At 65.8% G+C, this 20508-nt stretch carries 18 protein-coding genes; 5 read left to right on the top strand and 13 right to left on the bottom strand.

Annotation, left to right across the window (positions count from 1 at the left end):
- The 3 genes from R1101_RS0104195 to R1101_RS0104185 all read left to right on the top strand — a co-directional run.
- Positions 1-514 (top strand): DegT/DnrJ/EryC1/StrS family aminotransferase (locus R1101_RS0104195; RefSeq protein WP_016932239.1); only part of this gene is annotated, 514 nt, incomplete at its 5' end.
- Between the two features lie 26 nt (positions 515-540).
- Positions 541-1749 carry an acyl-CoA dehydrogenase family protein gene (locus R1101_RS0104190; protein WP_026002857.1) on the top strand — a complete coding sequence of 403 codons (1209 nt, stop codon included), beginning with the start codon at positions 541-543 and terminating at the stop codon, positions 1747-1749.
- A 2-nt stretch (positions 1750-1751) separates the two neighbouring features.
- Positions 1752-2882 (top strand): acyl-CoA dehydrogenase family protein, encoded by a 1131-nt coding sequence (locus R1101_RS0104185; protein WP_016932237.1) that lies wholly within the window; start codon positions 1752-1754, stop codon positions 2880-2882.
- Between the two features lie 119 nt (positions 2883-3001).
- On the opposite strand, the gene R1101_RS0104180 is transcribed toward R1101_RS0104185, so the two are convergent.
- Positions 3002-3763 carry an IclR family transcriptional regulator gene (locus R1101_RS0104180; RefSeq protein ID WP_016932236.1) on the bottom strand — a complete coding sequence of 254 codons (762 nt, stop codon included), beginning with the start codon at positions 3761-3763 and terminating at the stop codon, positions 3002-3004.
- A 480-nt stretch (positions 3764-4243) separates the two neighbouring features.
- Between R1101_RS0104180 and R1101_RS0104175 the strand changes: the two genes are divergently transcribed.
- A complete protein-coding gene (locus R1101_RS0104175) occupies positions 4244-5941 on the top strand; it encodes an AMP-binding protein (protein WP_016932235.1) in 1698 nt (565 codons plus the stop codon).
- 400 nt (positions 5942-6341) lie between these two features.
- Here R1101_RS0104175 and R1101_RS0104170 read toward each other — a convergent pair whose 3' ends face one another.
- The 5 genes from R1101_RS0104170 to R1101_RS0104150 form a co-directional block, all read right to left on the bottom strand.
- Positions 6342-6971, bottom strand: a complete 630-nt coding sequence (locus R1101_RS0104170) for a PaaI family thioesterase (protein WP_026002855.1) — start codon at positions 6969-6971, stop codon at positions 6342-6344.
- A 213-nt stretch (positions 6972-7184) separates the two neighbouring features.
- Positions 7185-8159 carry an SDR family NAD(P)-dependent oxidoreductase gene (locus R1101_RS25820; RefSeq protein WP_081494024.1) on the bottom strand — a complete coding sequence of 325 codons (975 nt, stop codon included), beginning with the start codon at positions 8157-8159 and terminating at the stop codon, positions 7185-7187.
- A 664-nt stretch (positions 8160-8823) separates the two neighbouring features.
- Positions 8824-10173, bottom strand: coding sequence for an MFS transporter (locus R1101_RS0104160; RefSeq protein ID WP_016932232.1), 1350 nt, complete (start codon positions 10171-10173; stop codon positions 8824-8826).
- Positions 10170-11093, bottom strand: a complete 924-nt coding sequence (locus tag R1101_RS0104155; RefSeq protein ID WP_016932231.1) for an NAD-dependent epimerase/dehydratase family protein — start codon at positions 11091-11093, stop codon at positions 10170-10172. The genes R1101_RS0104160 and R1101_RS0104155 overlap by 4 nt, the downstream gene beginning before the upstream one ends.
- Before the next feature lie 47 nt (positions 11094-11140).
- A complete protein-coding gene (locus tag R1101_RS0104150; RefSeq protein WP_016932230.1) occupies positions 11141-11953 on the bottom strand; it encodes an SDR family NAD(P)-dependent oxidoreductase in 813 nt (270 codons plus the stop codon).
- A gap of 149 nt (positions 11954-12102) precedes the next feature.
- Between R1101_RS0104150 and R1101_RS0104145 the strand changes: the two genes are divergently transcribed.
- The gene (locus tag R1101_RS0104145) at positions 12103-12864 is read left to right on the top strand and encodes an IclR family transcriptional regulator (RefSeq protein ID WP_016932229.1); all 762 of its coding nucleotides are present in this window, start codon (positions 12103-12105) and stop codon (positions 12862-12864) included.
- Positions 12865-13118: 254 nt separating this feature from the next.
- Here R1101_RS0104145 and R1101_RS29205 read toward each other — a convergent pair whose 3' ends face one another.
- From R1101_RS29205 to mshC, 7 genes are all read right to left on the bottom strand, one after another.
- Positions 13119-13445 carry a C-terminal helicase domain-containing protein gene (locus R1101_RS29205; protein ID WP_081494023.1) on the bottom strand — a complete coding sequence of 109 codons (327 nt, stop codon included), beginning with the start codon at positions 13443-13445 and terminating at the stop codon, positions 13119-13121.
- Positions 13414-13680, bottom strand: a complete 267-nt coding sequence (locus tag R1101_RS29200) for a hypothetical protein (RefSeq protein WP_157179117.1) — start codon at positions 13678-13680, stop codon at positions 13414-13416. Before R1101_RS29200 ends, R1101_RS29205 begins: the two co-directional genes overlap by 32 nt.
- 428 nt (positions 13681-14108) lie before the next feature.
- Complete coding sequence (locus tag R1101_RS29195) at positions 14109-14510, bottom strand: AAA family ATPase (RefSeq protein WP_232284671.1); 402 nt, start codon at positions 14508-14510, stop codon at positions 14109-14111.
- A 567-nt stretch (positions 14511-15077) separates the two neighbouring features.
- Positions 15078-16316, bottom strand: coding sequence for a vWA domain-containing protein (locus R1101_RS0104125; protein ID WP_016932225.1), 1239 nt, complete (start codon positions 16314-16316; stop codon positions 15078-15080).
- Positions 16313-17554, bottom strand: coding sequence for an AAA family ATPase (locus R1101_RS0104120; protein WP_016932224.1), 1242 nt, complete (start codon positions 17552-17554; stop codon positions 16313-16315). The genes R1101_RS0104125 and R1101_RS0104120 overlap by 4 nt, the downstream gene beginning before the upstream one ends.
- Before the next feature lie 83 nt (positions 17555-17637).
- Positions 17638-19002, bottom strand: a complete 1365-nt coding sequence (locus tag R1101_RS0104115; protein ID WP_016932223.1) for a hypothetical protein — start codon at positions 19000-19002, stop codon at positions 17638-17640.
- A 355-nt stretch (positions 19003-19357) separates the two neighbouring features.
- Positions 19358-20508, bottom strand: a 1151-nt coding sequence (gene mshC, locus R1101_RS0104110) for a cysteine--1-D-myo-inosityl 2-amino-2-deoxy-alpha-D-glucopyranoside ligase (protein ID WP_016932222.1), incomplete at its 5' end; no start/stop codon positions are given.

Here is a 20508-nt window from a genome sequence, read left to right as displayed (position 1 = left end):
CGAGCAGCTCGACGGCGTCGACTACGACAACGATTTCATCTTCGACCTCATGCCGTGGAACTTCGAGCCTTCCGAGCTCGGTGCTGCCTACGGCGTGGTCCAGCTCGACAAGCTGGCACAGAACTACGAGCGTCGCCGGAAGACCTTCGCGTCCTACACTTCGGCGTACGGAGCCTTCCCGGAATTCTTCACGACGCCGGTCGAGCCCGAAGGTCTCGACACCGCGTGGCTGTGCTACCCGGTGATGATCAACGCCGATGCGCCCTTCACACGTAGCGATATCCAGGAGTACATCGAAGGACAGGGTATCGACACCCGAACGGTGTGGAGCGGCAACATCACTCGTCATCCGATGATGTCCGGGATCGAGTTCCGCCAGCCCGAAGACGGGCTGCCCGAAGCCGATGCCGTGTTCGAACGGGGCATGACCCTAGGTATGAGTCACGGACTCACGGACAGCGAAGTGGAGCGAATTTTCACGGTCATCAACGATTTCGCCGCTCAATGGCGTTGATCGAGACTCGAATCGCAGGAGGCGACATGCATCCCGAACTGTCCGAGAAGTCACGGCGGCTACGTACCGAGCTGCGGGAGTACTTCGCGCGCACCATCGATGAAGAAGACCGACGTGCCCTCGTGGACCAGACCGAAGGAGGGCCGGTCTTCGACCGGATCCTTCGGCAGATGGGCGCGGACGGCTGGCTCGGGCTCGGCAGGCCCGAGGAGTACGGCGGCAGCGGCGACGATCCCGAGGCGTTGTACGTGTTCTACGACGAAGTGATTCGAGCCAACGCCCCCCTGTCGCTGGTCACACTCAACACTGTCGCCCCCGCACTGATGAAGTACGGCACCCAGGAACAGAAGGATTTCTTCATCCCGAAGATCCTGTCCGGCGAGTTGATCTTCGCGATCGGCTACACCGAGCCCGGCGCCGGAACCGATCTTGCTGCGTTGCAGACTCGCGCTCGAATCGAGGGTGACGAGCTGGTCATCAACGGCAACAAGATCTTCACGAGCGCCGGAGTCTACGCCGACTGGGTGTGGCTCGCGGTAAGGACGGATCCCGACGCGGCCCGCCACAAGGGCATCTCCGTAGTCCTGGTTCCCACGACCGCACCGGGCTTCTCGGTCACCGAGATTCACACGGTCGGCGGGATCAGTACCTCGGCGACCTACTACGAAGACGTGCGGGTGCCACTGACCAACGTGGTCGGCGAACTCAACGGTGGTTGGGGGCTGATCACCGATCAGCTCAACCACGAGCGAGTGGCGCTCGCTGCGCGTGGCGGTATCGCGAACCAGCTGTACGACGAGGTCCTCGACTGGGCGAAGAAAGAGCCGGCGGGGTCCGGAGCGGTGTACGACCTTCCCTGGGTTCGTAGCACGCTGGCCGAGGTTTATACGTTGCTCGGCGCGGCCGATCTGATAAATCTGCGCCTGGTCGCGGACGTTGCCGCGAACACTCTCGGAGGCGGTGACTCCGCGGCAGCGAAAGTGTTCGGCACCGAGGCGGTCGTCACCGCATACGGGCGGCTGCAGGAAGTTCTGGGCGCGGTCGGGTTACTACGGCCGGGAACGCCTGGAGCAGCGATCCAAGGCCGGGTCGAAACGCTCGCACGCCGAGCACAGAACAACACCTTCGGTGGCGGCACGAACGAGGTGATGCGGGAGATCGTGGCGGCCAAGTGCCTGGGCATGACACTCGCCGCTCGGCGTCGTCCCGAGGCCCAGTCCAGCACGAGGAGCTGACAATGGATTTCGAATTCGATGATGACCGATCGGCACTCGGCGACCTGGCCGGTCAGATCTTCACTTCGCTCGCCACGGTGGATCGTGTGGTCGAGGTCGAGACCCGAGAGAACGGGTTCGACCGTGTCTTGTGGCAGGCGCTGGCCGAAGCCGGGTTGCTCGGGGTCGCACTCCCGGAGAAGTCCGGAGGCGCGGGGATGGGGATGCTCGGTCTCGTTTCGCTGCTCGAACAGCAGGGGCGGCGAGTAGCACCGATACCGTTGTGGTCTGTGGTGGCCGGCGCCGCGCTACCGATTGCCGAGTTCGGCAGCGCCGAACAGATCGATCGACTACTGCCGGGGTTGCTCGATGGCACCACGCTGCTCACCGGCGCATTCGAGTCCGCGCCCGGCGGACACTCGACCCTCTCGGCGATCCGGAAGGGGGACACCCTGGTCGTGAACGGGGCGATCACCGCCGTGTCCGGCGGTGCCGTGGCTGCGGGGATCGTTGCTCCTGTGGTCTGCGACGACGGTTCGGTCGTCGTCGCAGTGCTTCCCACCGATTCGGCCGGCGTGACCGTCGAACCGCTCGCTGTGACCAGCCGCGAAAACGCCGCCGCCGTCCGATTCGGAGATGCCGAAATTCCTGCCCACGACCAGCTTTCGGGTGACGGAACCGAAATTGTTGCGTGGGTCCGACGACGCCTCCGGGTCGCACTTGCCGCTTTCCAGTCGGGTGTGTGTGCAGAGGCGCTCCGCATGACGGCGTCGTACACCTCGGAGCGAGTTCAGTTCGGCCGGCCCCTTTCCACCAATCAGGCTGTCGCTCTGCGTGCCGCCGACGCGTACCTCGACACAGAGTCGATCCGCCTTACCACATATCGGGCCGCATGGCTGCTCGATGCCGGTCGTGAGGACGAGGCGGAGGCGGCGTGCCTGACCGCGAAGTGGTGGGCTTCGCGTGGCGGGTTGCGCGTCGTACACGCCACGCAGCACCTGCACGGCGGAATCGGCGCAGACGTCGACTTCCCCATCCATCGCTACTTCCTTTGGGGGCGGCAGGCCGCCTTCACCCTGGGAAGCGCCGATGCGATCGCTGCCGAACTCGGCAGCCAACTCGATTCCGCACCGCCGATCGGGTCCTCGGCCTGATGGCGTGCGCCGGATAGGTCAGCGGCGTCGAAATACAGGAGAGTGTTCGTCCCGGGCGACTTCTGCCGCCCGGGACGACAGCTCCGAAGCCGACCCGGGTGGCGCGGCGATTCCGCGCGTCAGTAAAGATCGTTCGAGGAGCGGTGGACTGTCCGTAACCGACGTTCTGCCGAGGTCGGAAACAGCAGTTCGGAGGTGCGCCGAGCGGCCGATCTGACCAGCGGGGCCATCCTGCCGAGTTCGACCACGCCGCGGCATGCGAGCGAGATGGCGGCGATCGCGCCGTCCGGGCCGCGCACCGGTGTTGCTACGGCACTGATGGTCAGCGGGCACTTCTCGCCGGGTACGTGCGACACACCGCGTTGTTGCCGCACCCGATTCAGTTGCGCGTGCAGAGCCGACAGTCTGTCGGTAGGGAGGGGATGTTCACCCAGGGACATGAGCAGCTCTACCTGCTCGGGTATCAGACAGGCAAGGAGGGCTCGCCCACTGACCGTGTCCTGAGCCGGCACCCGTACCGCAACCCGAGACGGAATCCCGTTGCGTGCTACGCCACCGATCCTGTCCAGGAAATGGACCGACGTGCCTTCGAGAACAGTCAAGTGCGCGACCCCACCGGTTCTCGATTGCAGCTCGTTGAGAACGTCGTAGGCGGCCGCACGGAGCTCGGAATAATCGCCCACACGCCCACTGATCCGCTGCACCCGGACGCCGAGGCGGTAGCCCCGAGATCCGCGCTCGAGCCAGTGCAGATCGACAAGCTGGGTCAAGAGGCGAAATGCGGTGGAGCGGGGCAGTCCCGTGGCCCGGGTGATGTCTTCGAGCAGCATGTGCTGGGGGCCGTCGGCAAAGGCGTCGAGGATCTGCGTGAGGCGTTCCACCACGCCCGGGCGAGGCACACGCGCGGGTCCACTCGACACACCTTGGTCCATCCGAATTGTCACGACAACTCCTCTCGCGAGTTTACCTAGCACTTGCTTGGTGGGGACGATACGCGACTTTTTCGGCGAACGCTCCCGCTGGATGGAACACGCGCCGGCAACCTGGCCCGCGGCGGACGGTGGGGTTACCGGCACTGCGCACGCCTCGCGTCGGTGTCGACGTACAAGCCTATGCAGCAACGATTTCCGTCCAGAGCTGGCGTTCTACTCCCCCGCCGGGACTCGACCGTCCCCCGGCGGCCGGGGTGACGGAACGGCGCCGAATGTCGTACCCCGACAACGGCTCTACAAGACCGCGCGAAGTTGACAGTGGGACGCGCCACATCTACGGTCGGAGTATAAACCAAGCGCTTGCTCAACTACTCTGCGGTTGCATTGTGGTGCGCACTTACCGGTCCGAACTCACGAGGGAGACGGTTGATGGAGACGTTCGCCGAGGTGGTCAGATCTCGAATCGGGGACGATCACGAGGGTTTGCGATTCGAAGGCTCGACCTGGAGCTGGGACGAAATAGTGCGGGAAGCGGCCGTTCGCGCCTCGCTGTTGCACGATTTCGTCCAGCCACGCCCCGGACGCACCCAACGACACGTGGGAGTTCTCCTGCAGAACGTGCCGGACTACGTGTTCTGGCTGCTCGCTGCGGCACTGAGCGGTGATGTGATCGTCGGCATCAACCCGACCCGACGGGGCACCGAGCTTCGACACGACATCGCCCATGCCGAATGCGATCTCGTGGTCACCGAGCCCCTCCACTTGAACAGTATCGATCCGGATCACCTGGCCGTGCCGGCAGACCGTGTCCTGGACGTGGCCTCCGCCGAGTACGCCGAGTTGTTGAACACTCATTCCGGTGCCGCGGTCCCCGATCTCCGCCTCGACCCGCAGTCGATCTATCTACTGCTGTTCAGCTCGGGATCGACCGGAGCACCGAAAGCGGTCATCTGCTCACAGGGCAGGCTCGGAAGGCTCACGGAGAAGATGTCCGACCGCATCTCGCTGCACCGCAATTCGGTCTCCTACCTGATGCTGCCGCTGTTCCATGGCCACGCGATCATGATGAACCTGGCCGCCGCCGCGCAGGAGGGTTCGACGGTGGTGATGGTGCGCAAGTTCTCGGCCAGCGCCTTCGGCAAGGATATCCGCGAACACAAGGTCACGTATTTCAACTATGTCGGACGCGCACTGAGTTACATCCTGGGCGTGCCGGAATCGCCCGACGACAGCGTCAACGATCTGGAGGTCGCCTTCGGGTCGGAGGCCTCCCCCGCCGAAGTCGATGCGTTCCGCGCCCGATTCGGCGGCGAAGTGCGGGAGGGCTACGGCGCGAGCGAGGGTGCGATCCGCATCGTGCCGGTTCCCGGTTCGCCACGTAACTCTCTCGGGCTCCCGGCATCCGGCGCGGTCGCAGAGGTCCGAAACGACGACAACATCGAATGCCCGCGCGCCCGATTCGACGAGAACGGCGCCCTGATCAACGGCGAGGAGGCCACAGGCGAGATCGTGGTCCTCGGAGGGGGCACGTCGTTCGAAGGGTATTACAACAATCCGGAAGCAATGGCAGACCGACTCAAGTTCGGTGGCGAAGACTTCTGGACAGGAGACCTTGCGTATCGGGATTCGGACGGATACTTCTACTTCGCAGGCCGGGACTCGGACTGGATGCGCGTGGACGGAGAGAACTTCGGTGCCGCTCCGCTGGAACGAGTCCTGGCGCGGTACCCCGAATTCTCGGGCGCACACGCTTACGCCGTGCCCGACCCCAAGACGGGCGATCAGGTCATGTGCGTGGTCGTGATGGCCGGAGACGCCACCTTCGACCCCGCCGATTTCGCTACCTTCATCGACGCTCAACCGGATCTCGGCACCAAATGGCGACCGACCTACATCCGCGTGGTCGACGAGGTTCCGACCACCGGGAGCGGCAAGATTCACAAGGGCCCCTTGCGCGCCACCGCGTGGGAGGCCGACCGAGTCTGGTACGCCGCCACTCGTACGAGCGAGTACTCGCCGCTCACGGAGGACGACAAGCATCGCATTCGGACTCAATTCGTCGAGAGTGGCCGCGCAAACAACCTTCCGATCGCTTCTCGCAGGATCCTCGCCGGCATCGGTTCCTGAATGGTCCGCGACGCGGCACCCAGGATCTGCGTCGGAAAACTGCGGACGGCAACGACAGCGGATTCACGCCGAAGTTGACGAGGATGCGCACGGCGTCGGCTTCGATGTCCTCGAAGGTCCCGTCTACAAAGACGAAGGTCACCGCCCGGATCCGCGGGGACATCGAAGCCGAGCAGGTAGTAGACGAAGGCGAGTACGGCGACGTCGGTTCCGGCTGCGATGCGCATTCTCCGCGCACCGCACCACACCGCACCGATCCGGTCGTCGGCCGCGGCCGGAAGCACCGAATTCTCCTGGCCCGGTGCATTATCCGTGAAATACGGATGCCTCTTCTCCCGGTCAGGGCAGGGCCGCGGTCGAGGTCGGTGTGTCGAGAAGATCACCGGCCTCGACCGACGTCCTATCCGGGCACAGGCGCGGTCACGACGGGCATGACGCTGACGAAAATGCCCCGCGCCTCCACGGTGCGTTCACCGTTGCACTCGATCCAACCTTCGGCGATGGTCTTGCGGCCGACGGTGTCGACGATGCGCGAATACAGATCCAGCGGCTCTCCCAGCGGTGTAGGCCGGGGGTATTGCAGCTCGAGCGACGCCGTCACGGAACGGACTCCACGCGCCTGCATCAACGTGCCCAGCATGCAGTCGAGCAAATGCGCGGCAAACCCGCCGTGCATGATGTCCGGCGGTCCCTCGTGCAGCGCGTTCGGCACAAGCCTGGCTCGTGCGTCATCGTCACCGAAGTAGATCGCCAGAGGAATACCCATGGGGTTGTGGCTGAATTGCGTCCATGGCACCTGCCCGCCGGTCTCTCGGGACCGTGCCGGCCCGTCCAACGCCGGACGCAACGGGCGACTCCGCGGCCGCGCGCCGAGAGTATCGGCCACTTCCGTAATCGAGGTACTCGCAGCGCGGATGGCGTCGATATCTGCTGTGGTAGTCGCCGCCGCCAACATCAGCGTGCGCGTTGCAGCGACGAGAGCCGCGGTTGCCTCGGTCAACTCCGGGGGGATGTCGGTGATTCGGGTCATCGAAGTCCTACCTTCTTGTGTACGGGTGGATCCGGTCATTCGTAGGACCGGGGAGCCCAAATGCTCCGGGTCCGACTGCGCGGTTACGAAAGCGGGCCAAGAAGATCGCTATCGGGGAGGCATGATCCAGGACCCGCCTCCCCGACCGTCCACAACTGGTGGACGACACGATGGAGGCGCCTTTTCCAGCGCCTCCGCGTTGATGGAGCCGCGTCACCTACGAAGCGACTCGGGTACGGATGGTGCAGGCGCAAAATGCAGGTAATCGGGAAGGAAGCCGGACTCGTCCAGCTCGTGCGGCTGCCACCCCTCTACCAGCCCGCGCCCGTCGAGTGTGCGCACGGCGCGGTCGTGCTCGTGCAGCAGCGGCAGACTGTAAGTTACCTTCCCGGTGAGCAGCGAGGGATCGGACATACACAGGAGCAGCGCCGCTTCCGCCATCGTCTCCTCCGGTTCCGACGGCCATCCCGGAACGGCCGAGGCAGCGTGCTCGGTAGCGACGCCGCGGTTGGGGGCGAGGCTGTTCACCGCGATGTTGTCGGGATACAGCTCCATCGCTGCGCCGGTGGTGAGCCGATCGAGCATGGCCTTGGTGCCGCCGTACAGCACTGAGCCGGCGAGCGGATGGAACTGGAACGGAGGACCGACGCGCGGTCCTGCCTGCCGCGAGGAAATGTTGACGATCCACCCGGCGCCACGCTCACGCATACCCGGGACCACGGCTTTGATGAGGTCCCAGGTGTTCCACACGTTGGTTTCCACGGAATCGAGGAACCACTCCCTTCGCATCTCCGTGAAGGGAATGTCGTAACGTCTTTCTGCGGCGACATTGTTGACGAGAATGTCGGCACGACAACCCATGACATCTTCGATCCGGGCAACCAGTTCTGCCCGGTCGAGATCGGGCCGGCCGAGATCCGCGACAAAGGGCTCAGCACGGCCGCCATCGTGTCGTATGCGCGCCACGGTCTCCTCGAGGGAGCCCGTGAATTCGCCGTCACCTGCACGCATTGTCCGTGAAACCGCGGCTACAGCAATGCCTTCCGACGCAATGCGTCGCGCGATCGCACGCCCGATCCCACGACTCGCCCCGGTGACGATGGCCAGTTGACCGCGCGGGGCTCCAGTGCGATCGGACTCTCGATCCCGGTCGGGAAAGCCGCGGTGGCTCTCGTCTTTCGCCTGCATCCCTACCTGCTTCCATGGTGCGAACGTATTCTTTCGTACCGTAGATGGGACACATGCAGGCGACCGGGCTATTCCCGCACAGTTGGAGCACATTGCAGGAATCACGACGGGAGTCCGCTCGGTCGTCAGAGTTGTGTTCCTACTGTGAACGCAGATCTGTGCCCGGACGGTAAGAGCTCGAGGAACTGCGGGAGCAGAGCAGCCGGCACGGGCAGCTACCTACCGGCCCCATACAGATGTCGGAACGGTTTGTGTGCACGGTTGACCTGGCTCACCATAAGGTTTCCGAATCCGGTGACGAGTCTTCACCGTCGGCGATCCGGTCGACCGCAAGTTCCATCGGGCGCGGCCGAACGAGCTGTGGGTCAACGACATTCCCCGAGCATTTCGTGCACGGTGGTGCCCCCACCGAACATCCGACGTGCGAGGATCGTACATGTCGATCAAGGAGTTCCTTTTACCTCGAGGTTTTCGGCGTCGAGGTCCGTGCTGCTGGGCTCATGCCGTCCTCCGGAAGTATTGACGACAGACCGGACAACGCGATGAGGGATTCGTTTTGATTGTCGATGCAGGTCGAGTTGCTCGGCCTGTTTCCTGCAGCAGTTCTTCTCGTTCACCCCACCGCCTGAGTCCGACCGAGCTCTCGGACTCAGGCGACTGGGCCCTAGTTTTCCGCAGAAGCGTGGACGTTTTCGGACTCACCTGCAGGGGTGACGTCCCCGAGCGCTACGCCGCGAGTTTCGGCGGTCAGCGCAATGGCGCCGACCGAGATCCCAGCGGTCACGACGATGATCAGGCTCAGCGGCCAACTGCCCCCACCGAGCGTGGCGAGCAGGGTGCTGGCGATCAGCGGCGTGAAGCCGGCTCCGATCAGGCTTGCGCCCTGATAGCCCAACGATGCTCCCGTGTACCGCACTGTGGCACCGAACATCTCCGACAGCAGCGGCACCAGCGGTGCGAACATGACGTTCTGGATGACCTGCCCGATGACCAGGCCGACCACCAGCAACACCACCGAGCCGGAGTCCACCAGCATGTACAACGGAAACGCGAACAGCATCGCCGCGACGGCGCCGGCGAGCACGATCGGTCGACGACCGACACGATCGGACAACGCCGACGCCAGTGGAACGACGAGCAGTGAGACCGTCGACAGCAGCACCAGCACCTGCATCACGGTGGATCGTTCGTAACCGATCCCGGTCGTGTACGAGATGATGTGCGAGGTGATCAGCGCCGTCATCGCGAACGGCGCGATACCGATACCGCAGGCGAGCAGTACGGGACGCGGCGTCCTGAGTACCTGCGCCAACGGTATGCGGTCGGCAGTGGTGGCCGCCTCCTTCTTGACCGCCTCCTTCTTGACCGCCTGCTCGAAGACCGGGCTTTCGGCGACCTGGGAACGAATGTAGAGGCCGACCACCACCAGCAGTGCGCTGAACAGGAATGGCACGCGCCAGCCCCACGTCTCCAGGTCTTCGTCGGGTAGCAGACTGACGATCGCCACCGCGACGGTTGCCATCAGAAAGCCGATGGGCGAGCCGAGATTCATTACGCCGGCCCACTTGCCGCGGTTGTCGGCATCAGCGTGCTCGACGACCATCAAGGCGGCGCCACCCCATTCGCCGCCGATGGCAATCCCCTGCACGAGCCGCAGGACGACGAGCAGTACCGGGGCTGCCATGCCGATGCTCGCGTAGCCGGGTAGCAGGCCGATGATGAAGCTCGCGCTACCCATCAGGGCCATCGTCACGAACAAGATGTGTTTGCGGCCCACGCGGTCACCGAAGTGACCGAAGATGAGCCCGCCCAACGGCCTCGCAACGTATCCCACGGCCAGGGTTCCGAAGGCGGCTATCGTCGATACCGCCTGGTTCTCCCCGGGAAAGAACACGTCACCGAACACCAGCGCGGCCATCGTGCTGTACAGCAGGAAGTCGTAGTACTCCAGCACCGTTCCGAACAGGGCCGACAGTGCGACCTTCCGGATGTGCTTGTCGCTGCCGTCGGTCATGCCAGGCTCTGTTCGTACTCGCGGACAGTTTTCACGAGGCCGTGGATCGCGCGGGTGCAGTCCTCGCGGGGATAATCGAGCACTCGCAATGTCTCGGCGCTGGGCTCATAGGAAATGGTGTTCCCGCGCCCCTGCATGATCGCCGCATCCGGTAAGAGCGGGTGCGGTTCGTTACGTTCGACGATGGTGCGCCCGCCACCAGCGGCGTCGACAAGACGCTGGAAGAACTCGCGGTACGGAAGGTTCTCGTCGCCGACCAGGTACGCAACACCGGGCGCGGCGTTGCGCAGTGCTCCAGCGACCGCGTGCGCCAGCGACTCGGCGGACATGTAGTTCGTGCCGCCCGGCGGGGCGAAGTCCGGGATCTGCGGCTCATTGCCGGCCGCCCATGAGACGAAGCGGCGATACCGCTCGGCGGAAGGGCCGGGCACGGCTCCGATGATCGACGGCGGGTTCAACGTGCACGCGACGAACGAATCGTCGGCAAGTGCCCGGGTCCGTTCGTCCGCTTCCTTACGCGCCGTGACGTAGGGATTGCCGTCGGCGAATCGCTCGTCGAATTGATGGTAATAACTGCCTACCTGCACGAAACGGCGCACACCCGCTTCCTTGGCGAGAGCGGCGAAGCGAGGCACGCCGGCACTCTGGGCGTCGCGCCAGAAGCTTTGGTCGTCGCTTTCCCGCGGCTTGTGCCGCACGTCCTGGCCTGCGGCGAACACGATGCCGTCGAACGCCGACAGCTGTTCCGCGGTGAAGGTGGGGACTGTGTAGTCACCGATCAAAACCGGGAAGTCGGCCACCGGCGACGTACTGGCTATCGAGCCGCGCGCTGCAACGGTGACATCATCTCCCGACTGCTCGAGCAGAGTCGCGGTAGCGGCGCCGATCATGCCGGTGCCACCGACAACAAGGATCTTCATTACTGGGCATCCTCCGGAAAGGTGGGTGAGTTCGGGGGTCGGGGTGATCAGGGGTAGCGGGGGCGATTGGTCCATCCGGCTCCCCGCGGCACCCAGCCGCCGGCCGCGTGAGTGCCGCCGTCGACGTGAATGGTTCCGCCGGTGATGAATCGCGCCAGATCGCTGGCCAGAAACAAGACCGCTCCGGCGACGTCCTCGGGCTGCCCGGGGCCGCCGAGCGGCGACCAGTTGGGCCACAACGGTACGTCGTCGCGCGGGACGAGGGTGGTGTACGGGACCTGCGGCGTTTCGATGAGGTCGGGCGCGACGGCGTTGACCCGGACCCCCGATGGGCCGACCTCTGCGGCCAACGACCGGGTGAATTGTGTGAGCGCCGCCTTGTATGCCGAGTACACGGACTGCCCGGGAATGGCCCGGTGTGATTCGACCGTCGTCAGGTTGACGATCGATCCACCGCCGCGCTCTATCAGCCCCGGCAGCAACGTCCGAGTCAAGCGCAGGACGTGCGCGAAATTGATCTCGTGCAGCTCGTCCCACAGCGACGCGGCGTTGTCCGTGAACGGCTGCTGTGGGTGCAGGAAGTGCCCGACGTTGTTGACGACGACGGATGGGCGATGATCGACGACTTCGGCCGGGCACGGCGAGGTGCGCACGTCCCAGTGGAGGGTCGTGACGGTACCTCCGGCGCCGAGGTCGAAGGCGGGAGGCGGCGCCGGCGCGTTGTCTACCACGAGGACGTGCGCGCCGTGTGAGGCGAACGCGGCGGTGATCGCGGCACCGATACCCGCCGACCCACCGGTGACGAGGGCGCGCTGCCCGGCGAGTAGTGCTGTGGGTGTAAACCGCTGTGTTCCCGTCATGCCCCGATTACAGGCTCCTCAACGGTATAGCCCCAACCATTCTTCCGGTGAATGGAAGAATCGGCGATGCGGGACACATGAACTGCTATTACTCGAAAGGCAGCACAGATCGCTCGGCGATTTTCTCTACTCGGTGCGAAGGACACGGAATGAACTCGAGAGAACCGGGGGGACACGACCCGGGACGGCCGCCGACCGGAGTCCTGCGGCGGGCGGCTCGGATCCTCGATGTCTTCGCGGCCGAGGCAGGCACGTCCCCGGCGGGGTTGACCCTGACCCAGGTCGCTCTGGTCACCGGTCTCCCGCAGGCATCGGTGCACCGGACGTTGGAGCAGTTGGTGGCCCTGGATTGGCTCCGACGCGAGGGCATGAGGTATCGGCTGGGGATGCGTATGGTCGAGCTGGGCTCGGCAGCTGTCAACGACGACGCTCTGCGCCTGGCGGCCCTGCCCAGTCTGCGGTGGCTTCATCAGCAGACCGGCTGCATCGTCCAGCTGGGGGTTCTCGACGGTGACGACGTCGTCTATCTGGAACGGATCGGCGGTGAGTCCGTCCCCGCGATCAAGACGCGGGCAGGCAGCAGAACGCCGGCACGACAATCCACCATCGGCACGGCTCTGCTTGCACTCGCATCGTCACCGTGCGTTGTCGACCTCGAAATCATGCGTGTGCGGGAATCCCGCATTGCCTACAAGCGCGACGGCTGTCTTGAAGGGTTCGCGTGTCTGGCGGCTCCTATCGGCCCACAGGGATACGGCCGGGCCGCCGCCGTCTCGGTGTTCGGACCGGCGCGGCGGGTCGACAACGAGCAACAGGTCCGCATACCGTTGCAAAGCGCTGCCGCCGCCATCTGGCAACGGCTCAACGCACCGGTAACGCCCCGCAACATGTCTGAGAAAGCACGGGCCTGACCTTCATGTCGCGACCTGATGCTCGTTCCGGCCGCAGAGTCGGAGAAGTACGACATCCCGGTTCCCGATCCGGACAGCCGGCCGCTTCGAACACCGGGGGGCGCCTCCCCCTGAGATGTGGACACCAATTCCTTTGGCGTCGACCGATGTAGACTATCGCTGCTCGAAATCGATCGGACAAATCCTTCGCAGGATCGGCCAGAGCCGCGCGTACGTCGGCCGACGTGATACCCGGGAGCAACCGCAGCGACTTCTCATCGACTCGCCGGCGGGAATCCACCAGTGTCGGAAGCGACGCCTGCAGCGTGCGGTTGGTGGCCGTGCCTGCCCAGGTTCACCAGCGGCCCGGTGTCGGAACCGCTTGCACGGGTCAACTCGAGAAGTTCGTCGATCGGTCCCTCATGGCAGAGCACCACACGATCGGTCTGACGCGTCAACGCCGCGTACAGCAATTCCCGAGACACTCGGCGCGCCCCCGCCGGCAGCATCACCACAACCAGGCCGAATTCCGAGCCTTGCGCCTTGTGAACCGTTAGTGCCCATGCGATTTCAACGGGCGCGTCGGTCTTGGAGGATCCCACAGAGGTGGTGAAAGCGGCGGCCGAGCTGGCTGGAGTATCCGACTCGCCCGTTCCAGGGCGGGTTCTTCATGGCCTTGGTCTTGATCTGTCCGATGACGACGCCGATCTCGCCGTTGGTGAGATATCCCTTCGACTCCCCTTCGTCCTTGGACCGGAACCACGCGCGTGGCCTGTTTCGGGTATTGACGACCGTGTCGCCCAGCATGATTCGCTCGGGGGCGAGCGGTTCAGGCACGCTTCGACTCTTACCCCACATTTGTGCCTTGCGGAGTTCGAAACCGCGGTGCGTTTCCTTCAAGTGCCGATTCAACCGGACGGCTCCGTACGTGCAAATGCGGAATGGCAAAAGTACCTACCACTTCTCGATATGGGAGGCGGCATCGAAGTAGTTCACGTACGGGTCGACTGCCGCTCCGTACGATGCCGCGAACGAACGGCCGTCATCGCCCGTGCGCACACCGAGTTCGTCGCCAGGACATCATCTATCACCTGCTCCAGGACCGTACCTCCCACGCGACCGCACGTAGAGATGGCATCTTGTCGCCGCGGCGGATTCGTTTCCGGACGTCGTCGAAACCCTCCGGAATTTCGTCACCGGCAAACCACTTGGCCAGCATCAGATCGTCGCGAACGTGCCCTTGCTGGCGGCGCCGCGCAGCACAGTCAACTCCGCCCATCCAGGCGCGACCGCCGGCCAGCGTCCGTCGTGTCCGCCGCGCGTTCGAGATCGACGAATGGTCTTCTTTCGCCGATCGGAGGAAGCTGACGCGGATCGCCCACCAGGATGAGACGGTCCGGCGGCACGAGAGCATCCATCAGCGCCGCAAGCATCGTCTCCGTGAGCATCGACGCCTCATCCACCACGACCAGGCCGTATTTTGCGCGGTTACCGGGATCACCCGTCACCCGGTACCGTCCGGTGTTCCCGTCATATCGATCGCTGCGGGCGAGGAGCTGAGCCACGGTGACAGCATCGTGGTCGGCCTTCTTCGCCAGTTGCACGCGGGCTTTGCCGGTGGGTGCAACGAGCAGCACGCCTCGGCCTGCAACCGTCGGATGATGGATCAGGGCTTTGACGATCGTCGGTTTGCCTGTACCAGCTCATTCCGATTACCCAAAGCAACGAGATCGATGTCCTCGCTGAGACGACCGCTCGGGAGGTGGGTGCGCGCGAGGGACGGCGACGACGGAATTCGTCAGCGCACGGGGAATCGCATCGAGTAACCGCGCTGCGCTGATACCTGTCAGCACCACTCGATCTGCTCCGTAGATCGTCGAGGCGATCCCCGCGGCAACGGCTTCCAGACCGGGCCGCCACGGACGCCCCACCTGGTCTTGCTGGACGACGATGTAGTAGCCATGGACCACCCGATGCAAGACGTCCCGGTCGACGAGCCGCGACAGCTCGGGACGCGGGTGCGCATACACGCGGGAGCATCCTGGGGACGGAACATGCGCAGGGTGGAGCGCGCCGGCTAGACCGACAGCGGTATCCCACGCAACCTGCCCACATCAGTCCTTTCAGTGTGCATTCGTAGGCTAGAACTCCTACGGAATGCACACTGCCTATGCAACCAGTAGGGAGTGGATGCACTGTACGCGAGCTGCCACGTGCACGCGTACGGGTGCCGCTCAGGTGCGCGATGTGCCGATCTCCACCACCTGCGCCCATTCCGGTGGTCGGCTGAGGACGAAGTCGGGGTCCGATTCGTTTCGGGGAGCGATCCGGGGGAACAACCCGACCACCGTTCGGCATCGCGGACGGCTACTGGGCCACGGGGTTTGCCCATCGGTGAGCACGACCACCACGTCGGGACGGAATCGACTGCGCAGCGCCCTCTCGAATCCGGCGCGCAGATCCGTACCGCCACCCCCGAACAGTGGAATGTCCTCGGCCTGACACAGCGGGTGCACCACCCGGGCCGCTGCGTCGCAGGACAGCACCGTGACCAGGTCGCGGCGTCCACCCACGGCCCGTGCGATGGCGGCGACCTCGAGGAGTGCACTGCCCAGGTCGGCGTCGCTGACCGAACCCGACGTGTCCACGATGATGCTGACCCGAGGCGGGTTGCGTCGCAGACTCGGCAGTATCGCGCCGGGCACGGCGGCGGAGCGACGTGCCGGCCGGAGATAGGTGTAGTTGTCGCCGGCCCCCGACGAGGATGTGGCCGAGCGGATTGCCGCGCCCAGCAGGGCTCGCCACGGTTGTGGCGGGTGCACGGCTTCCTCTGCCCACCGCCGCCACCCGCGGGGCGCGCTGCCCGGCTGTCCGATGATGCTGTGCGCCACCCGGAATCGGACTGCGTCTCGCTGCTCGTCGCTGAGCCCGTTCGCCCCCTCCGGGCCCAGTTCCCACTCACGGCGCAGTCCGTCGGCACCGCTGCCGCAGTCGAGCCACGCCACGGCGTCGGTCCACGGACCGAGGCCGAACTCGCCCAGGTACTCCTCCATGAGCCGGCCGCCGGGCACTCGCAGGGTCGACGGCAGTACGGCATCGTGAGGTGTCGGTAACCCGTCGCCGAACGCGTCGTCGTTGATCTCCGCATCGGCAGCGAGATTCATCCGTAGCCGATCAGCGCGGGAAGTCAGTCCGTGTGCGTGGGCGTAACGGTCGCTGCGGCCGTGGTGATCGCGCAGCAGATGCGACACCTCGTGGACCAGGATCGAGGCCAGTTCCTCCACTGGCCGCTGAACGACGAAAGCAGGCGAGACGTAACAGCGCCAGTGCCCGTCCACGCCCATGGTCGGCACTCGAGGCGAGCTGACGATGTGCAGTGCGTACAGGGCGGTCGCGAGGTAGGGCCGGGCGCGAGCGGCGTACAACCGCGCGGCATAGATCTTGTCAGCGTCGAACGCTGGTGCCGCCGTCATCGTTCGGCCGGTACTGCGGCGCGGTCACGGGCGTGGTCCGCTGCCTTGGACACCGATACGACCCCGGCGAGCCGGTCGATGGCCGCAGGCAGCTCCCAATCGTCTCGCCGCAGAGTAGCCAGTGTGGTCGCAGGAACGACCACGAGGTCGGGTGGCCCGGTTTCCACTGCGGTGACCAGGATTGTCCACGCCGCGTCCCAGCGAGACTTGTCGGGCCGTCGGCGGACGGCGGCGACGACCGCGTCGAGCACGGCCTGGCGCAGATCCCCTCGATCGGGGAGATCGGCGGATGCCGGATCGGCGAGCAGCGTCTCCGGGTCCGGGAGATCCATGCGCTCGACAGCGGCCAACAGCTCGAATCCGGGCCCGTCGCCGACACTCCCCCGGACCAGCAGGGACAGTACGTCCTTCGACGATGAGGTGGCGGTCGCGAACGCGATCAACCGCACGGTCATGTCCCAGCTCCGTGGCGAGGGCCACGCGCCACCACGGCGGGTCTGACTGCTGGGCATCTGGTGCACGAGGGCCGGGCGGGCGGCGAGGAACTCACAGACTGCACGGCGGCCGAACGTCACCGCGTCGACGAACTTCCCCGGGTCGAGGCGAGGCAGCGTCGCACGTGGCCAGGTCCCGCCGAGCCCCCGGACGACGACCTCGTGGTCGTAGGTCCAATGGAGGTGCACGAATCGGTTCGCCAACGGCGGGCTCAGCTCCCAGCCGTCCGCTGCCGAGGACGGTGGGTTGGCGGCGGCCACGATGCGGACACCGGGTGGCAGTTGCAGTGCCCCGATTCGTCTTTCGAGAACGAGACGCAGCAAAGCTGCTTGCACGGCGGGCGGTGCCGTCGACAGTTCGTCCAGGAAGAGCAGTCCCCGGCCGGCTTCGACGAGCCGGACGGCCCATTCGGGAGGGGCCATCGGGACCCCGCGTGTCGCCGGGTCGTCTCCGAGCACGGGCAGGCCCGAGAAATCCGACGGCTCGTGAATGCTCGCGATGACGCTGGTCAGCGGGAGGTCCACGGCCTCGGCGAGCTGGGTCAGGGCGGCGGTCTTGCCGATGCCCGGTTCGCCCCACAGCAGTACCGGTAGGTCCGCGGCCACCGCCAGAGTGAGGGCCTCGAGTCGGTCGTCGGAACGAGGTTCGGTGGTGACCGAGTCGAGCATCGCCAACAGTGCTGCAGCACTGCCGAGTTCATCGTGCTGCGGCCGGTCGGGAAGAAGTGCGGAAGACATGTGCATCACCTGGGTATCGAGTCGAGCGGCAGAACGTGGCCGGCCGGCCACGCTGCAGCGCAGCGGATTTCGAGAAAAATGGGAAAGAGTCAGCGTGAACGGGTACGGCGCGACCGCCCTGTGCGCCGAGGTTGCCTTACGGGTGGCGGCTCCACCGGTGCGGAACGGAACCGGTCGTACGTGCTGCGGCGGTCCGCGGCCGCGCGGAGTTCGTCCAGCAGAGGACCGTCGCGGAGGACGGCATCGGGACCGAGCAACCCTTCGACGAGCGCCAACGCCCCGGCGGCGTCTCCGTGGTCCAGACGTTCGCGGACGCCCGGCAGACAGTCCGGACGGCGAAGCGTCTGGTCGATGACCTGCAGGCACGGCAGCGGTGTGCCGCCCAGTTGGGCGAGCAGTTCCTCGCGCCGAATCTCGGCGGGATCATGGTCGAGTGCGGTCAGGGCACCGTCGACCAGTCCGATCCGGTGCTGTTCACCACGGCAGTCGACACGGTTGATCCGATTCTCCGGCCTCGATTCCGAGGTTGACGTCGGCGGCCTCCAACCCGGATCCAGAGCGGCGGCGACCAGCGGATGCAGCCGATCGGCGGTGATCGCTCCCGACCGGATCAGCTCCAGATCGGGCAATACCCAGGTCGCGGCATCGGGCAGCACCGGCAACGCGGCGAGTCGTCCGCGCGGGTAGTCGTCCACGAGGCGTACCGCGGCGGGATCGACTCCACCCGACTCCATCACCACGTCGTACCGGCCCCCACACCGCACCCGCACGGGACCGTCACCCTGCCCGTCCGCGCGGAGCAGAATGCGAGATTCTGCCGCCCAGCGGTCGACGGCGCACCCCTTCGGTATCGCCTCCCCCAGACCAGGATCGAGCGCGGAGTTCGGCAATTGCCCTGTCCCGCAGCGTACTCGTAGCTCGTTGGACCTGCGGGCGTCCCACAGATGCCGATGAAGGTCCAATCGGAAACGCCCGTTGGGACGGGGATGCGGATGGTTCGCGGCATCCGGGCCGTCCCACAGTGTCAGGACGACCCTCTGCCCCGCGTCCGCCCAGGCCGGCGTGGTCCGGGCCACCAACTGCGCCGAACCGATTCCACCACACGGTTTTCGGTGCCCATCAGGGCCGTATCGGGCCAGTGCGATGGTCAGCCCCGGGCGCAGCAGTCCGTCGGGCGCCACGCGCGGTAGATGCCAGCGCAGCAGGTCCGGGGCCAGGTGACGCAGATCGTCCAAAACCTGTGATGCGACGTCGAAGCCGTGCGTGTGGCGCAGTACGCGTAGGTCGATGTCGACATCGAATCCCGCTGCAGCGCAGGCGCCACGCCAGTCGCCGGCGAGACGTAGGTCGGTTGCAGCTTCGATCATGGACGGCGGTACGGCGAACTCACGCACGCGCAGCCAGAAGGACAGTCGGGAGTCGAACCCGTTCACGGTCGGAGTGTGCATCAGCACTCACCGTGTGTGAACTGGGCCCCCAATCTTTGATCAGAGAAGGTTGTCATCGGCGCAATCGTAGCGTGTCGCGGCGATCGCGGCCAGGGCGCGTGTCTACTCGGACCAGGACGACGTCCGCCACCCGGCGGCACGGGCGTCCGATGGACGTGGTCGAACGTGGTCATCGGTGCCGACAAGCGCCCCCGCACCCGCCGAACCCGACGGGGACGACATTCGCGTGCTGGTGCTCCGAGATAAGCCGAGTGGCTGAAACGTACGGGGCGGCTGTGTGCGACACCGACGTCGGAATCGCACACAACCTCCCCATCGAGCGGACCCGAGACGGTGTGCGCTCGGGCTTCACCCGTGCGTGTCAGCGCAGGTTCACACCGAGCAGCGCGTCGACCGCGTCGGCGAACAGACCCGGCGCCGATGCGTCGTCCCCGCCGCGCTCGACGGCGAACGTCGCCCACCCGTCGAGGGCCTCGAGGGCCTTCGGGGTGTCGAGATCGTCGGCGAGGTGCTGCCGCAGACGCGCGATCACATCGTCGGCCGACGCTGCCGACGACAACCCCGCTGCCTGCCGCCACAAGGCCAGTCGCGCCTGCGCGGTCTCGAGAACCTCGGTCGTCCACGGCCGGTCGACGCGGTAGTGGCCCGACAGCAGGCCGAGGCGGATCGCGGCCGGGTCGACACCTTCACCGCGCAGCTTGGAGACGAACACCAGGTTGCCGCGAGACTTGGACATCTTCTCGCCGTCGAGGCCGATCATGCCGGTGTGCACATAGTGCCGGGCGAACCGCCGGTCGCCGGTGACGGCCTCGGCGTGTGCGGCGGAGTACTCGTGGTGCGGGAAGATCAGGTCGCTGCCGCCGCCCTGCACGTCGAAACCGGAGCCGATGCGGTTGAGAGCGATGGCCGCGCATTCGATGTGCCAACCGGGACGTCCGTCACCGAAGGGCGACGGCCACGCCGGTTCGCCGGGACGCTGCGCGCGCCACAGCAGGGCGTCGAGCGGGTCGCGCTTGCCGGGACGTTCCGGGTCGCCGCCGCGCTCGGCGAAGAACCGCATCATCGTGTCGTGGTCATAGCCGGACTCGTAGCCGAACTGCTCGGTGGCGTCGGTCCGGAAATAGACGTCGGGGTACTCGGCGTCGTCGACGATGTACGCCGCACCGGAGGCGACGAGCTTCTCGACGAGTTCGACGACCTCGTTCACCGACTCGACGGCACCGATGTAGTCGCGCGGAGGCAGCACCCGCAGGGCTTCCATGTCCTCGCGGAACAGCGCGGTCTCGCGCATGCCGAGGACGACCCAGTCCTCGCCGTCGCGCTCGGCGCGTTCGAACAGCGGGTCGTCGACATCGGTGACGTTCTGCACGTAGTGGACGTCGTGGCCGGCGTCGCGCCAGATGCGGTTGACCAGATCGAAGGTCAGGTAGGTGGCGGCGTGGCCGAGGTGCGTGGCGTCGTAGGGGGTGATGCCGCACACGTACATCGTCGCGGTGTCACCCGCGGTGACCG

The organism is Rhodococcus sp. R1101, assembly GCF_000278445.1.
Taxonomy (GTDB): Bacteria; Actinomycetota; Actinomycetes; order Mycobacteriales; family Mycobacteriaceae; genus Rhodococcus; species Rhodococcus gordoniae.
This window is presented reverse-complemented; position numbering and strand designations above follow the sequence as displayed.

What these genes read in the sequence shown, in the direction of transcription:
- R1101_RS0104190 (WP_026002857.1), top strand. Translation starts at nt 541, where the DNA reads ATGCATCCCGAACTGTCCGAGAAGTCACGGCGGCTACGTACCGAGCTG.
- R1101_RS0104185 (WP_016932237.1), top strand. Translation starts at nt 1,752, where the DNA reads ATGGATTTCGAATTCGATGATGACCGATCGGCACTCGGCGACCTGGCC.
- R1101_RS0104175 (WP_016932235.1), top strand. Translation starts at nt 4,244, where the DNA reads ATGGAGACGTTCGCCGAGGTGGTCAGATCTCGAATCGGGGACGATCAC.
- R1101_RS0104170 (WP_026002855.1), bottom strand. Translation starts at nt 6,971, where the DNA reads ATGACCCGAATCACCGACATCCCCCCGGAGTTGACCGAGGCAACCGCG.
- R1101_RS25820 (WP_081494024.1), bottom strand. Translation starts at nt 8,159, where the DNA reads ATGCAGGCGAAAGACGAGAGCCACCGCGGCTTTCCCGACCGGGATCGA.
- R1101_RS0104160 (WP_016932232.1), bottom strand. Translation starts at nt 10,173, where the DNA reads ATGACCGACGGCAGCGACAAGCACATCCGGAAGGTCGCACTGTCGGCC.
- R1101_RS0104155 (WP_016932231.1), bottom strand. Translation starts at nt 11,093, where the DNA reads ATGAAGATCCTTGTTGTCGGTGGCACCGGCATGATCGGCGCCGCTACC.
- R1101_RS0104150 (WP_016932230.1), bottom strand. Translation starts at nt 11,953, where the DNA reads ATGACGGGAACACAGCGGTTTACACCCACAGCACTACTCGCCGGGCAG.
- R1101_RS0104145 (WP_016932229.1), top strand. Translation starts at nt 12,103, where the DNA reads ATGAACTCGAGAGAACCGGGGGGACACGACCCGGGACGGCCGCCGACC.
- R1101_RS0104125 (WP_016932225.1), bottom strand. Translation starts at nt 16,316, where the DNA reads ATGACGGCGGCACCAGCGTTCGACGCTGACAAGATCTATGCCGCGCGG.
- R1101_RS0104120 (WP_016932224.1), bottom strand. Translation starts at nt 17,554, where the DNA reads ATGCACATGTCTTCCGCACTTCTTCCCGACCGGCCGCAGCACGATGAA.